21 protein-coding genes are annotated in these 12,203 nt (G+C 71.0%); 12 read left to right on the forward strand and 9 right to left on the reverse strand.

All coding sequences use genetic code 11. The annotated features are described in order from the left end of the window. Nucleotides 1–12: 12 nt before the first annotated feature. Entirely contained in the window at nucleotides 13–708 is a 696-nt protein-coding gene (locus tag J2S59_RS13890) for a phosphatase PAP2 family protein (RefSeq protein WP_181642633.1), read from the forward strand. Nucleotides 709–712: 4 nt separating this feature from the next. On the opposite strand, the gene J2S59_RS13895 is transcribed toward J2S59_RS13890, so the two are convergent. Both J2S59_RS13895 and J2S59_RS13900 read right to left on the reverse strand, forming a co-directional pair. Then, a complete protein-coding gene (locus J2S59_RS13895; RefSeq protein ID WP_068124881.1) occupies nucleotides 713–1,735 on the reverse strand; it encodes an NADP-dependent oxidoreductase in 1,023 nt (340 codons plus the stop codon). Then, nucleotides 1,732–2,349 (reverse strand): flavin reductase family protein, encoded by a 618-nt coding sequence (locus tag J2S59_RS13900; protein ID WP_068124883.1) that lies wholly within the window; start codon nucleotides 2,347–2,349, stop codon nucleotides 1,732–1,734. The genes J2S59_RS13895 and J2S59_RS13900 overlap by 4 nt, the downstream gene beginning before the upstream one ends. Before the next feature lie 103 nt (nucleotides 2,350–2,452). On the opposite strand from J2S59_RS13900, the gene J2S59_RS13905 reads away from it, so the two are divergent. After that, entirely contained in the window at nucleotides 2,453–3,355 is a 903-nt protein-coding gene (locus tag J2S59_RS13905; protein WP_068124885.1) for an oxidoreductase, read from the forward strand. A gap of 10 nt (nucleotides 3,356–3,365) precedes the next feature. On the opposite strand, the gene J2S59_RS13910 is transcribed toward J2S59_RS13905, so the two are convergent. Together J2S59_RS13910 and J2S59_RS13915 are read right to left on the reverse strand one after the other, a co-directional pair. Beyond that, nucleotides 3,366–4,883, reverse strand: coding sequence for a serine/threonine-protein kinase (locus tag J2S59_RS13910; protein ID WP_068124886.1), 1,518 nt, complete (start codon nucleotides 4,881–4,883; stop codon nucleotides 3,366–3,368). A gap of 166 nt (nucleotides 4,884–5,049) precedes the next feature. Continuing rightward, nucleotides 5,050–5,235: a hypothetical protein gene (locus tag J2S59_RS13915; protein ID WP_068124888.1), complete on the reverse strand. Its 186-nt coding sequence runs from the start codon at nucleotides 5,233–5,235 to the stop codon at nucleotides 5,050–5,052. 94 nt (nucleotides 5,236–5,329) lie between these two features. On the opposite strand from J2S59_RS13915, the gene J2S59_RS13920 reads away from it, so the two are divergent. From J2S59_RS13920 to J2S59_RS13930, 3 genes are read left to right on the forward strand one after another with little or no spacing between them, the layout of a single operon-like run. Then, nucleotides 5,330–5,620, forward strand: a complete 291-nt coding sequence (locus J2S59_RS13920; RefSeq protein ID WP_068124890.1) for a DUF1330 domain-containing protein — start codon at nucleotides 5,330–5,332, stop codon at nucleotides 5,618–5,620. After that, a complete protein-coding gene (locus J2S59_RS13925; RefSeq protein WP_181642634.1) occupies nucleotides 5,617–6,174 on the forward strand; it encodes a YbaK/EbsC family protein in 558 nt (185 codons plus the stop codon). Before J2S59_RS13920 ends, J2S59_RS13925 begins: the two co-directional genes overlap by 4 nt. A gap of 10 nt (nucleotides 6,175–6,184) precedes the next feature. Continuing rightward, nucleotides 6,185–6,766, forward strand: a complete 582-nt coding sequence (locus J2S59_RS13930; protein WP_181642635.1) for a GNAT family N-acetyltransferase — start codon at nucleotides 6,185–6,187, stop codon at nucleotides 6,764–6,766. On the opposite strand, the gene J2S59_RS20365 is transcribed toward J2S59_RS13930, so the two are convergent. After that, nucleotides 6,693–6,968, reverse strand: coding sequence for a GNAT family N-acetyltransferase (locus J2S59_RS20365; RefSeq protein WP_368668690.1), 276 nt, complete (start codon nucleotides 6,966–6,968; stop codon nucleotides 6,693–6,695). The two genes, J2S59_RS13930 and J2S59_RS20365, sit on opposite strands and share 74 nt — an antisense overlap. Before the next feature lie 198 nt (nucleotides 6,969–7,166). Between J2S59_RS20365 and J2S59_RS13935 the strand changes: the two genes are divergently transcribed. The 7 genes from J2S59_RS13935 to J2S59_RS13965 all read left to right on the forward strand — a co-directional run bounded on the left by J2S59_RS13935 (nucleotide 7,167) and on the right by J2S59_RS13965 (nucleotide 10,515). Continuing rightward, nucleotides 7,167–7,421, forward strand: a complete 255-nt coding sequence (locus tag J2S59_RS13935; RefSeq protein WP_068124894.1) for an antitoxin — start codon at nucleotides 7,167–7,169, stop codon at nucleotides 7,419–7,421. 1 nt (nucleotide 7,422) lies between these two features. Continuing rightward, nucleotides 7,423–7,854 carry a type II toxin-antitoxin system VapC family toxin gene (locus tag J2S59_RS13940; RefSeq protein WP_068124896.1) on the forward strand — a complete coding sequence of 144 codons (432 nt, stop codon included), beginning with the start codon at nucleotides 7,423–7,425 and terminating at the stop codon, nucleotides 7,852–7,854. Further along, the gene (locus J2S59_RS13945) at nucleotides 7,851–8,240 is read left to right on the forward strand and encodes a YchJ family protein (RefSeq protein WP_246360635.1); all 390 of its coding nucleotides are present in this window, start codon (nucleotides 7,851–7,853) and stop codon (nucleotides 8,238–8,240) included. The genes J2S59_RS13940 and J2S59_RS13945 overlap by 4 nt, the downstream gene beginning before the upstream one ends. A 208-nt stretch (nucleotides 8,241–8,448) precedes the next feature. Continuing rightward, nucleotides 8,449–8,811, forward strand: coding sequence for an ArsR/SmtB family transcription factor (locus J2S59_RS13950; RefSeq protein WP_068124897.1), 363 nt, complete (start codon nucleotides 8,449–8,451; stop codon nucleotides 8,809–8,811). Beyond that, nucleotides 8,808–9,314, forward strand: a complete 507-nt coding sequence (locus J2S59_RS13955) for an SRPBCC family protein (protein ID WP_068124899.1) — start codon at nucleotides 8,808–8,810, stop codon at nucleotides 9,312–9,314. Before J2S59_RS13950 ends, J2S59_RS13955 begins: the two co-directional genes overlap by 4 nt. 176 nt (nucleotides 9,315–9,490) lie before the next feature. After that, a complete protein-coding gene (locus J2S59_RS13960; RefSeq protein WP_068124902.1) occupies nucleotides 9,491–9,943 on the forward strand; it encodes a TA system antitoxin ParD family protein in 453 nt (150 codons plus the stop codon). Next, nucleotides 9,940–10,515, forward strand: a complete 576-nt coding sequence (locus J2S59_RS13965) for an ATPase (RefSeq protein ID WP_068124904.1) — start codon at nucleotides 9,940–9,942, stop codon at nucleotides 10,513–10,515. Before J2S59_RS13960 ends, J2S59_RS13965 begins: the two co-directional genes overlap by 4 nt. A gap of 452 nt (nucleotides 10,516–10,967) precedes the next feature. On the opposite strand, the gene J2S59_RS13970 is transcribed toward J2S59_RS13965, so the two are convergent. From J2S59_RS13970 to J2S59_RS13985, 4 genes are read right to left on the reverse strand one after another with little or no spacing between them, the layout of a single operon-like run. Beyond that, nucleotides 10,968–11,135 carry a hypothetical protein gene (locus tag J2S59_RS13970; RefSeq protein ID WP_181642636.1) on the reverse strand — a complete coding sequence of 56 codons (168 nt, stop codon included), beginning with the start codon at nucleotides 11,133–11,135 and terminating at the stop codon, nucleotides 10,968–10,970. A 39-nt stretch (nucleotides 11,136–11,174) separates the two neighbouring features. Beyond that, nucleotides 11,175–11,627: an HIT family protein gene (locus J2S59_RS13975; protein ID WP_068124917.1), complete on the reverse strand. Its 453-nt coding sequence runs from the start codon at nucleotides 11,625–11,627 to the stop codon at nucleotides 11,175–11,177. Nucleotides 11,628–11,641: 14 nt separating this feature from the next. Next, a complete protein-coding gene (locus tag J2S59_RS13980; RefSeq protein WP_068124906.1) occupies nucleotides 11,642–11,902 on the reverse strand; it encodes a Txe/YoeB family addiction module toxin in 261 nt (86 codons plus the stop codon). Beyond that, the gene (locus J2S59_RS13985; protein ID WP_246360637.1) at nucleotides 11,899–12,198 is read right to left on the reverse strand and encodes a type II toxin-antitoxin system Phd/YefM family antitoxin; all 300 of its coding nucleotides are present in this window, start codon (nucleotides 12,196–12,198) and stop codon (nucleotides 11,899–11,901) included. Before J2S59_RS13985 ends, J2S59_RS13980 begins: the two co-directional genes overlap by 4 nt. Nucleotides 12,199–12,203: the final 5 nt, after the last annotated feature.

Below are 12,203 nucleotides of genomic sequence, written 5' to 3' on the forward strand. Positions count from 1 at the left end.
TCTAGGAGGACCGTGCGAACGAGCGGGCGTACCGCGCTGCGCCCACGCCGGGGCCAACGCTGGGGCCAACGGGTGGCGAGCGACGAGTGGAGCACCGAGGTCAGCTCCGGCTACGCGTTGGCCGGGTTCCTCACGCTGGTGCTGGTGGCGTTCACGCTCCTCGCCATGGGACCGATGACCCGGATCGACGTCTACTTCAACCTCGACCCCGCCCCCGGCCGGTGGCGCCCCCTGCTCACGGTCCTGGACCGCATCGGCCAGCGGGCCGTCTGCCTGCCGATCCTCGCGGTGGTCGCGGTGTACGTCGCGCGCCGGGCCGGGACGTGGCGGCCCGTGCTGGTCGCGGCCGGGGGCGTGGTGGCGCTCAACCTGGTCGTGCTCGTGCTCAAGCTGGCCTTCGGCCGGTCCTTCCCGCTCACCGCGGACCCGTCGTTCTTCACCGGGGGCATGGCCTACCCGTCCGGTCACGGCGCCAACGTGCTCTTCGTCTACGGCCTGGTGCCCTACCTGCTCGCGCGCTACCTCGGCCCGCGGCGCGGGCGCGACGCGCTGCTGTGGGCCGGCGTCGCCGTGCTGTCGACGGTCATGGTGGTGGTCTCGCTGACCCTCAACTGGCACTGGTTCGCCGACCTCGTGGCCGGTCTCCTCGTCGGTGCGATCGTGCTCCAGCTGGTCGAGGCGGTCGACCGGTCCACCGCGCCGATATAGCCCCTCAGCCCAAGCGGACGAGCATCTTCCCGATGTTGTCGCCGCGGCCCAGCCCGAGGAAGGCGTCGATCGCGTTGTCGAGGCCGTCGACGAAGGTCTCCGGCGTGTGCAGGCGCCCCTCGGCAAGCCACGCGGTGGCACGCTCGAGGTACTCCTTGTTGGCGTCGGGGTGGTCGGTGACGATGAACCCGCGCAGCTCGAGGCGGCGCTGCACCGCGAGGAAGAGGTTGCGCGGGCCGGGCTCCGGCGAGGTCAGGTCGTACTGCGAGATCGCTCCGCACAGCGCCAGGCGGCCGAAGTCGCGCATGTGGGTCAGCGCGGCCTCGAGGTGGGAGCCGCCGACGTTGTCGAAGTAGACGTCGATGCCGTCGCCGAAGGCGTCGCGCAGCTGGTGGCTGAGCGAGCCGTCCTTGTAGTTGAAGCCGTGGTCGAACCCGAGCTGGTCGGTGAGCAGCGCGACCTTCTCCTCGGACCCGGCCGACCCGACGACCTGCGCCGCGCCGAGGTTACGCGCGATCTGGCCGACGAGGCTGCCCACCGCGCCGGCGGCGCCCGAGACATAGACCCGCTCGCCCTCCTGCAGACGGGCGATACGGGTGAGGCCGACGTACGCCGTGAGGCCCGGCATGCCCAGGACCCCGAGGTACGCCGAGGCCGGCGCGCGCTCGGTGCCGACCGGCCGGAACGACCGCGGCGCGAGCACGGCGTGCTCGCGCCAGCCCAGGCCGTGCACGACGTGATCGCCGGGTGAGACGCGCGGGTCGGCGCTGGCGAGGACCTCACCGACAGCCCCGCCCTCCAGCGGCGCGTCGAGGGCGTAGGGCTCGACATAGGAGCGGGCGTCGTTCATGCGGCCGCGCATGTAGGGGTCGACCGACATCACGACGTTGCGGACGAGGACCTCGCCCTCGCCGAGCTCCGCGGGCAGCGGTGCCTCCACCATCCGGAAGTTGTCGGGGGTCGGCACTCCCTGGGGGCGGGAGGCCAGGTGGATCTCGCGGGTGGACGTGGGCGTGGACGTGCTCATCGGGTGATGTCCTCCGGGCGTTGGGGGCGGGTGATGGCGACGACCGAGGGGGGCAGGCCCCACTCGTCGCCACCGAGTCGGCTGAGGGGACGCAGGCGTTCGATCAGGGGATAGCCGTGGGGGCCGAGGGTGTCGTCGCGGGCGCCGATGAGGACGACCCGGGCGACGACGAGCGTGGTGTCGCCCAGCTCCTGGGTCGAGTGCAACCGGCACTCGAGTGCCACCGGTGCGGAGGCGACCCGCTGGGGTGCGACGCGGACGCTGGGGGTCATGGCGATGTCGAGCGCCGCCGCCTCGTCGACGTCGGCGGGGAAGCGCGCCGAGGTCGCGTTGATCGCCGCGAGGTCGGGCTCGGAGGCGAGGTTGACCACCAGCTCGCCGGTCGCCTCGATGTTGCTCAGCGTGTCCTTGCGGGTGACGGAGGCGAACGCGATCATCGCCGGGTTCGCGCACGCGACGGTGAAGAACGAGTGCGGTGCCAGGTTCGGCACGCCGTCGGCCGACAGCGTCGAGATCCAGGCGATCGGCCGGGGCACGACGACGGAGTTCAACCAGCGGTAGCCGTTGACGCCCTCGTCGTCGGGGTCGAGGGTGCTCCAGCTGTCGGTCGGCATGCTGCTCAACCTACGTGCCGGACGAGGCCTGCAGGAGCCGGGCGCGTAGCCACAACCGGGCGGGGTCCTCATGGGTGCGGGCTCCCGCGGGCAGGATGGGGACATGAACCTCGCCAAGAAGCTGCTCGGGACCGGTGGCTGGTCCCTCACCGACCTGCCCTCCCAGGCCGGCCGCCGGTTCGTCGTCACCGGCGCCTCCAGTGGTCTCGGCATCGCGACCGCGCGGGCCCTCGCCGGAGCGGGCGCCAAGGTGGTACTCGCCGTCCGCGACACCGACAAGGGAGCGCGTGCCGCCGCGACGATGCCGGGGGAGACCGACGTACGCCGCCTCGACCTGTCGGACCTGTCGTCGGTCCGCGCTTTCGTGGACGACCTCGACGGCGAGGTCGACGTCCTGGTCAACAACGCCGGCATCATGGCGGTGCCCGAGGGCCGCACCGCGGACGGCTTCGAGATGCAGATCGGCACCAACCACCTGGGCCACTTCGCGCTGACCTGCCTGCTGATGCCGCGGATCACCGAGCGGGTCGTGACCGTCTCCTCCACGCTGCACCGGCAGGGAAGCATCGCGCTGGACGACCTCAACTGGGAGCGCCGTCGCTACCAGGCGTGGCCGGCGTACGGACAGTCGAAGCTCGCCAACCTGCTCTTCACCAGCGAGCTGCAGCGCCGCCTCGCCGAGCGTGGCTCACCGGTGCGCGCCGTGGCGGCCCACCCCGGCTACAGCAACACCGCGCTGCAGACGCAGACGGGCAACCCGGTGATGAACGTGCTGTCGTCGATCAGCAACGCCGTGGTGGCCCAGTCGTCCAGCGACGGCGCGCTGCCGACGCTGTACGCCGCCACGATGGACGTGCCCGGCGACTCTTACGTCGGACCCCAGGGGATCGGTGAGGTGCGGGGGAGCCCGACGCTCGTCGGGCGCTCGGCGGCCGCACAGGACACCGAGACCGCTCGCCGTCTGTGGGAGCTCTCGGCCGAGCTCACCGGGGTCGACCTGCCCTGAGGGCCGTCGCTCAGACCACGCCGTCGGCGACGATGAGGCCGTCGTCGACGGTGATCTCGCGGGTCTCGCTCTCGGTGCCGCCACCGCTCGTGTAGGTCAGGTCGACACGAACCGTCCCGTCGCCGGTCTCCTCGACGCCGTCGACGCGCACCGCGTCGATGGTGGCCCAGAACGCCGCGTAGTCCTCGTAGCTGCCCACCGAGCTGCGCATCGCCTCGCCGAGGACGTCCCACGCGGCGCGGGTGTCGCCGGGCAGCAGGGCGTAGTAGTCCTGGACCACCTGGCCGGCGTTGCCGCCCGCCTCGGGGTCGGTCGGGGTCGAGGAGTCGGGGCTCGGCTCCTCGACCGCGTCGTCGGTGGCATCCGCGGGCGGCTCCTCGGGATCGGGTTCGGCGGCACCGTCGTCGGGTGTCCGGTCGGAGCCCCCCGTCGGCTCGGCGGACGGGGGAGCGGAGCGGTCCTCGTCAGGGGTGCGCGCGGTGTCGGTGCCGTCGTCGTCGCCGAGCCCGATCAGGACGGCGGTGGTCAAGGCGATGGCGAGCACCGCGGCCGCGACGAGGAGTGCGATGAGGCGTCGGCGACGCCCGGGATCCTCCGGGGGCGGGGTGGTCGTCGCCGGCTCGTCGGCAAGCGGAGTGGGGGGCGCCGTCGGGGGAACAGGCGTCACCGGAGCGGTCGCAGCCGTGGCGCCCGGAGCCGCCAGCACCGCCGTCGGTGCGTCGTCGCCCCGGTCGTCCGCCACCGCGCGCAGCGCCTGGGCGGCTTCGGCCATGGTGGGCCGCGTTTGCGGGTCGACGTCCATCATCCGGCTGATGACCGGACCGAGCGGGCCGGCACGTTGCGGGGTCGGCGGTGGGTTGTCGGCGATGTGCACGAGCATGGCGAGCGAGTTCGCCATGCTCGGCCAGGGAGCCCGGCCCTCGACCGCCGCGAAGAGCGAGGCGCCGAGTGCCCACACGTCGTCGGCGGGCGCAGGCTCGGCGCCGCGGGCGAGAGCGGGGGAGAAATACAGCGGCGTGCCGGAGACCATGCCGGTCTGGGTGAGCTGGTCGTCGCCGGCGGTGCGGGCGATGCCGAAGTCGGAGATCTTGGCGGTGTCGTCGTCGGTGACGAGGATGTTGCCGGGCTTAACGTCGCGGTGGATGGTCCCGCGATCGTGAGCGGCGGCGAGCGCTTCGGCGACCTGGGCGCCGATCGCCGCGACGCGGGTCGGCTCGAGGGGACCGTTGCTCGCGAGCTGGTGCAGGGTGCGCGACGGCACGTACTCCATCACGAGCCAGACGTGGCCGCCCTCCTCGATGGCGTCGTAGATCGCGACCACGTTCGGGTGGTGCAGCGCGGCGGATGAGCGCGCCTCGCGCAGTGCCCGTGCCAGGTGAGGGGTCGACTCACCGGGCAGGCCGCCGACCCGTTTGATCGCGACCTGTCGGCCGAGGGTGGTGTCCTCGCACAGGTAGACCGCACCGGAGGCGCCGCGACCGACCTCGCGGACGACGTCGTAGCGGCCCGCGATGCGCTCCGGCGCCATGCGTTCTCCTCCAGGGCTGGGGGGTCGGGTGGGGTGAGAGGTCCTCGGTCCTGGCTACCCGTTGGCGCGGGGGAGCAACCACGCACGACCCTGCGGCGGGCGGGGCGCGGCAGCGGCGACCGCCCTCGCCAGGAGCACCGGCGGGGCGGTCGCCTGTCGTCGAGGCTCAGCGCACGCGGCGCAGCAGGGAGCGGACGCCCCTGCCGATCGCGGCATCGCGCGTGCTGCCACCCGTGCCTGCGCCGGTGGCCCCGGAGCCGCCCGTGCCAGCAGTCTTGCCCATGCCCATGCCCATGCCCGCGCCGCGGCGGCCGCCCTTGCCCAGCACGCGGTTCACGATGTTGGTGATCATGACGCTCCTCCCAGGTCCGGCGGGTCCGGACGCCCTGTGTCCGAGGGATACCCGGCGGGTCACCGCCGAATGCACCGTGCGGCAGGCTGTGCCCATGAGTGCCTACTGGGTCAACACCGTCATGGAAATGCGCGACCCCGCCAAGGTGGCGGCGTACGCCGAGCTGGCGACGCCCGCGATCGCGGCCGCCGGTGGCCGCTTCCTGGTCCGCGGCACCCCGGCGAAGGTCTACGAGTCCGGGCTGCTCGAGCGCCAGGTGATCATCGTCTTCCCGTCGGTCGAGGCGGCGGTGGGCTGCTACGAGAGCGAGCAGTACCAGGCCGCGATGGTGGCCCTGGGCGACGGAGCTGTCCGCGACCTGCGCATCAGCGAGGGCGTCGAGTGACCGCACCGACACTCGGGACGCTGGACCTCCAGCCGTTCCGCGAGCAACCCGAGCTGCTCGCGCCACCCGTGCGTGACCTGCTGTCCGTCCACGACGCGCTTGCCGCATCGGCGTACGTCTGCGCGATCGATCCCGACCTCGCCGACACCGCGGCGCTGACGGCCGCCCACGCCCTGCCCGAGACCGCCTCGGCCAACTGCGTCGTCGTGCTCGGTCGCCGCGGTGAGGACGAGCGGCTGGCGGCCTGTGTTGCGCTGGCCGACCGTCGCGTCGACGTCAACAAGGCCGTGCGCAAGCGGCTCGACGTACGCAAGGTGTCGTTCGCGCCGCAGGAGCGAGCGGTGGGGGAGACCGGCATGGAGTACGGCGGGATCACTCCGGTCGGCGTGCCGTCCTCCTGGCCGGTGCTGGTCGATTCCCGCGTGGTTGAGCAGGATTGGGTGATCCTCGGCAGCGGGCTGCGGCGTTCGAAGCTCATCCTTCCGGGCGCGTCGGTGGCGCAGCTGCCGGGCGCAGAGGTGGGGGAGTACGCCGCGATGGTCCCGGCGTCGTGAGGGTGCGGCCGTGAGGGTGACGACCTGGTACCTCGAGTTGATCTCGCCTCCGCCGGCGGGTGTCTCGGCGCTTCCGCCCGGGGTCCGCGTCGACCGTACGGCGGCGATGTCGCCCGAGTACGCGCGTTTCCTCAACGGGCTGGTCGGCGGTCCGTGGCGTTGGATCGACCGTCTCGGGTGGACCCGCGAGCAGTGGGCGGACGAGCTCGCGGTGGCCGGCACGGAGTTCCTGATCGCCTACGAAGACGCTCAACCACAGGGCTTCGTGCACCTGCGGGCCCAACCCCATGTCGAGGGCAGTCAGGTGGAGATCCGCTACTTCGGCCTCGTCGAAGGTGCGATCGGTCGCGGTCTCGGCCGGGCCTTGCTCGAGCGCGGAGTCGAGGCGGCCTGGACCCTGCCGGACCGCCACGACCTCGCGCCCGTCCGTCGGGTCTGGCTGCACACCTGCTCCCTGGACGGGCCGGCAGCGCTGGACAACTACCGTGCCCGCGGCTTCGTCGTCTACGACGAACAGGTCACCGACGAGGACGTGCCCGACGCGCCGCTGGGCACTTGGGCGTCGACCGGGGGACCGCTGACGCGGTCGTGAACGGCTGGGTGCTGTGAGACAGCGCTGCCCGCACGAGCGCGCTGCCAGCACCGCGTCGGTGGACCGCGGAATCGACCACCAGCCGATCGATGTCCACTTCGTCGGCGTTCTCGTCCCAGGCCAACGCCCCGACCAGGCGGGTGGGCCCACCGTCCACGGCGCCGAGCCAGCTCAAGCCCGCTTGACTCAAGGTCCTGGACATCTTCGTGAAGCGGCGGGATACGGCTCTGTCACCGATCAAAGACGCCTCCACCCTGTAGGCGGCGTGCTGGATGCGAGGAGCCTCAGCAAGGTCAGGGTCTTGGGCAGGGTCGATCGCAACGACGTACACACGACCAGACTCTCATGCCCCACGAGGATGATGCCCGAGCATCAATAAAAGTGATGTTATGCTGTCATCATGCGTACGACGGTGACCCTCGATCCCGACACGGAGTCGCTGGTGCGCCGGTTGATGGCGGAGCGGGGGATCGGCTTCAAACAGGCGCTCAACGACGCCATCCGCGCAGGTGCCGGTGGGGACGCCGCGCCGAGCGGCAAACCGACTCGGGTCCGATCACTCGGCCGCCCTACGGTCGATCTCGACCGGGCGCTGCAGGTCGCCGGCGACCTGGAGGACGCCGAGATCACCCGCGACCTGACCGACGGTCGCTGACGTGCGGGTCGTCGACGCCAACGTGCTGCTGTACGCCGTCAACTCCGACGCCCGGCACCACGAGGCTTCGCGTACGTGGTTGGACCGGGCGCTCGGCGGCGGCGACAGCGTGGGCCTCAGCTGGATGGCGCTGCTCGCGTTCGTGCGGATCGCCACCAAGGGCGGACTGTTTCCGCACCCACTCACGGTCGAGGACGCCATGGCGCAGGTCGGGGAGTGGCTCGACCAACCAGGGGCGCACCTGGTGCAGCCCGGACGGGCTCATGCAGCCATCCTGTCGCGCTTGTTGAGACACGGGGGCGGGGGCAACCTCGTCAATGACGCCCACTTAGCTGCGCTCGCCGTCGAGCACCGCGCCGACGTCGTCAGCTACGACACCGACTTCGCGCGGTTCGACGAGGTCGCCTGGCGCCGCCCCGAGGACCTCCTGTGATCCTGCGTCCGGATTCGTGCCCATGCGGACGTGACCGCTACGACCGCTGCTGCGGTCCGCTGCACCGTGGCGAGCGCGACGCTGCGACACCTGAGGACCTGATGCGGGCGCGGTACGCGGCGTACGCGCTGGAGGAGTCGAACTACGTCTTCCGCACTTGGCACCCGCGCACCCGTCCCGACGAAGTCGCAGCCGACCCGGCCGTCCGCTGGACCGGGCTCGAGGTGCTCGCGACGTCCGGCGGCGAGCAGGACGACCAGGACGGGGTCGTCGAGTTCCGCGCGTCGTACGACGCCCCGGGTGGGCGCGGTGCGTTGCACGAGACGAGCAGGTTCACCCGGCGGGCCGGCCGCTGGGTGTACGTCGAGGGCGACGTGCGTTCCTGACTGCAGGTGAGAGCCCTCCAATGAATGGGTACCTCCACGCTCCCGGACCCGGGGACGCGAGGACAACCAGTTCGGTGGAGGAGTCTCGATGCAACACGAGAGCGAGCAGCGCGTGGTGACGCTCGCCTGGGTCGCCGCATGGACGACCGCGCGGCTGGAGACGGCGCAGGTCGTTGACAGATAGGTAACCAACGCGTTACCAATAGGTATGGACGCGTTCGCCGCTCTCGCCGATCCGGTACGCCGCGCACTGCTGCGCCGACTCAGCGAGGGCCCGGCCAGGGTCGCTGACCTCGCGGCCGATCACCCGATCAGCCGACCCGCGGTGAGCCGGCACCTGAAGGTGCTGGTCGATGCGGGTCTCGTGGTCGGCGAGGACCGTGGACGCGAGCGCCACTACGTCCTCGTCCCGGAGGGGCTCGCCGACGTCGGCGCACTGCTGAAGGACCTCGTGCCCGCGCCGGCGCGCTTCGACAACTCTGTCCTCGACGCCCTCGACCTCGAGGTGCGGCGGACAGCCAGGGATCATCGCAGCGCCGCGCCGGTGACGGTTGCGGGGGAGTCCGCATGAAGCCGCAGGCGACCGGGCGTCGCGAGACCCGCGACGGACGCGACAGCATCGTCTTCGAGCGCACGTTCCGCGCCCCGATCACCGCGGTCTGGGCGGCGATCACGGAGAGCGACCGGCTCGCGCGGTGGATCGGCACGTGGACCGGTGACCCGTCGAGCGGGTCGGTGGTGTTCCGCATGACCGCGGAGGGTGAGGACGTCCCGGCCGAGGTCTTCATCATCCGTGCCTGCGAGCCACCGCGATTGCTGGCCGTCTCGTCAGGGACCGATGGCGACGGCGAACCGTTCGACCTGCGGCTCGAGCTGAGCGAGGACGCCGGCACGGCCACGTTGACGTTCAGTCAGGCGCTGGCCGACCCCGAGCTCGCCGCCAACGTCGGTCCCGGTTGGGAGTACTACCTCGACCGCCTTGTCGCCGCCGAGGCCGACGCAGAGGTCGCGGCGATTCGCTTCGATGACTACTACCCGGCGCAGGGGGACCACTACCGGGGACTGTTCGCTTGACATCTCTCGCCGTCCACCACCGTTAGTTGACATAATGTGGCTTATCGGCGGAACGCCGGGAGTCGCGGTTCCGCGCGCACCTGAGAGGTGTTGCATCCGGCTCACGACGTGCGCGGGCCAGCGCTGTAGCAATTTGCTACGCTCGAGAGAAGGGTTCGACGCGGCGGAGGTGAGTCATGGGTGCCAGGGCCGAACGAGTCACGCGGTTCGACGAGGATCTCTTCGCGGCGGCCGCAGCTGAAGGGCCGCGGCAATCCCGCTCGGCACGTCAGCAGCTCGAGCACTGGGCACGACTCGGCGCCGCGCTGTCGGCGCAGTTCGACGCGCCGCTGAACCGGGTGCGGCTCGCGGTGGAGGGCCGGATCGCCCAGCGTGACCTGACCCGGGACGAGGCGCGCCAGTTCGACGCCGTGATCACCGCAGGCATCGATGCTGCCGTCGCCGAGGCCGACTTCGCCGCTGCTCCCCTGCCGGATTTCTCGGCGGTCACGCCCGACCCCCAGCGCGTGCTTGCGGATCTCGCCGCCCGCGAGCAGCTCGGCGCAGACGCGCGCCAGCGACTGCGTGCTGCCGTCGCCGATCTGGCTGACGTTCTCGACGAGCCGGCCTCGGTCGAGGCTGGTCGGTGACGCGACTCGACCTCGTCGTCGGGCCCAACGGCGCAGGCAAGTCGACCTTCGTCGACCGAGTCCTACTTCCCGTCCTGCCGCACCAGGCGTTCGTCAACGCCGACGAGATCGCGAAGCTCTACTGGCCCGGCAACGAGGTCGCGAAGTCGCGGGTCGCGGCCCGTCTGGCAGAAGTCCTGCGCGACGGGTTCATCACCCTCGCTGAGCCCTTCATCGCTGAGACGGTCTTCTCGCACCCCTCGAAGGTGGACCTCGTCCGGGACGCCGTCGGTGCCGGTTATCGGGTGCACCTGCACGTGATGATGCTGCCGGAGGACGACGCCGTTGAACGCGTGGCGAAGCGCGTCCGGCAGGGCGGTCACGCGGTCCCGGAGGGGAAGATCCGTACTCGCTACCAGCGGCTGTGGGCCAACGTGGTCGACGCCGTGCGCCTGTGTGACACCGCTGACTTCTATGACAACACCTGCAACCGGCCGGTGCTGGTCGCTCGGTTCAGCGGGGGCATCGCCCACGGGCGGGTGGACTGGCCGTCGTGGACGCCCCCTGGCTTGGCGCCACTCGTCCCGAAATGAGGCGGGCAGGGTCGGAACTCACGATGCGCGCTCGAACGCACCGCCGATAACGACGGGAACGACGTCTGAAGCATTGAGAGCGGCAGCTACGTCGATATCGTTCGCGGAGCCCAGACTGCGCAGTTCAAGGAGTCGTCGCAGCTCCAACGCTCGCCAGCGGCGATCACCGCGATCGAGCGTCCGGCTTGGACAGCTGGGATGAGCCAGTTCGCCACCGGCCTCGCATTGCGTAGGCATCCAGCCGCCACTGTCGACCCGCCCTCGACCAGTGCCGTCGCGATCGTGGAGCCGTTCGGCGACGGCAACACCAGCCGCGGTGCGGCATCGCAGGCGAGAAGGTCGGCTGGCGAGAGGGACGGCGCCGGCGGTGCACCCTGCCTGGTGGCTTCGGAACGGCCGACGGCCAGTACGGCATCGTGCGTCGCCGCGAACTCCGCGGCCCGCGTGCCCTTTCACCGGTACGGAAACACCCGCATCCCCCGTTCGACCGCTACCGTCACCGGCGTCGAGAAGCTCAGTACGTCGACCACCACCGCGACGTCGGCGCGGGTTGCCTGCGCGCCGGTCGGTCCCCAGTCGAGCCGCACGCCGAACTCGCCCTGCCCGAACAGATCAGCCACGGCGCGGGCCGGGGATCGCAGCGTCGTCCGTGGTCGTGCTCATGGCGTAGGTCCGGCATCGAGCGCGGCGGCCACGCGCCGCGCGTGCTCCGCGAGGACGTCCGGGTCGCTCGGTCGGCCCGGCTCGAACGGCAGCTCGAGCCGGTCGCGGGCGCGATCGGCGTACCGCGGGATGACGTGCAGGTGGAAGTGGAAGACCGTCTGCCACGCCGCCGGACCGCAGCAGTTCAGCAGGTTGACTCCCCCGGCGCCCAACGCCGACATCGCCGCCCTGGCGATCCGCTGGGCGGCCAGTGTCGTCGCCGTGAGGTCGTCGGCGGAGATCTCCATCAGGTCGACGCTGTGGCGCTTCGGGATGACCAGCAGGTGGCCGTCGGCGCCCGGGTCGATGTCCATGAACGCGAACGTCGTGGCGTCCTCGGCGACCTTCGCGCACGGCAGCCTCCCGGCGACGATCTCGCAGAACACGCATGCGCCCTTCGCTCCGCTCATGTACATCGCCTTCTCTAGCGTTCGTAGTGGTAACGACAGGCCGCGATGCGCACCTCGCCATCCACGACCTTGTAGACAAGTCGGTGCTCGTCGCTGATGCGTCGCGACCAGTAACCCTGGAACCCATGCTTGAGCGGCTCCGGCTTCCCGATGCCCTCGTTGCCGTTGCGCACGACGTCCTCGATGAGCCGGTTGATTCGCTTCGACAGCCTGCGGTCCTGCTGCTGCCACCACTGGTAGTCCTCCCAGGCCGCTGTGCTGAAGACGATCCTCACTCCACGAGGTCCCGTTCGGTGCCTCGATCGCTCTCGAGTTCGTCGATGGACGCGAGCAGCCGGCGAGCGTTCGCGGGGCTCCTCAACAAGTACGCCGTCTCCTTCAGGGCCTCGTAGTCCTCCAGGGAGACGATCACCGCAGGCTCGCGGCCAGAGCGGGTGATCACGACCTCCTCGCGATCGTCGACCACCGCGTCCAGGACCTCCGCATACCGCGCACGTGACTCCGTGTAGCTCATGGTCCTCATAGACACCTCCGTACAGGAAACTGTACGCGCGCCGATGTCGTGGCGCAATCCAT

The organism is Nocardioides massiliensis (assembly GCF_030811215.1).
Taxonomy (GTDB): Bacteria; Actinomycetota; Actinomycetes; order Propionibacteriales; family Nocardioidaceae; genus Nocardioides_A; species Nocardioides_A massiliensis.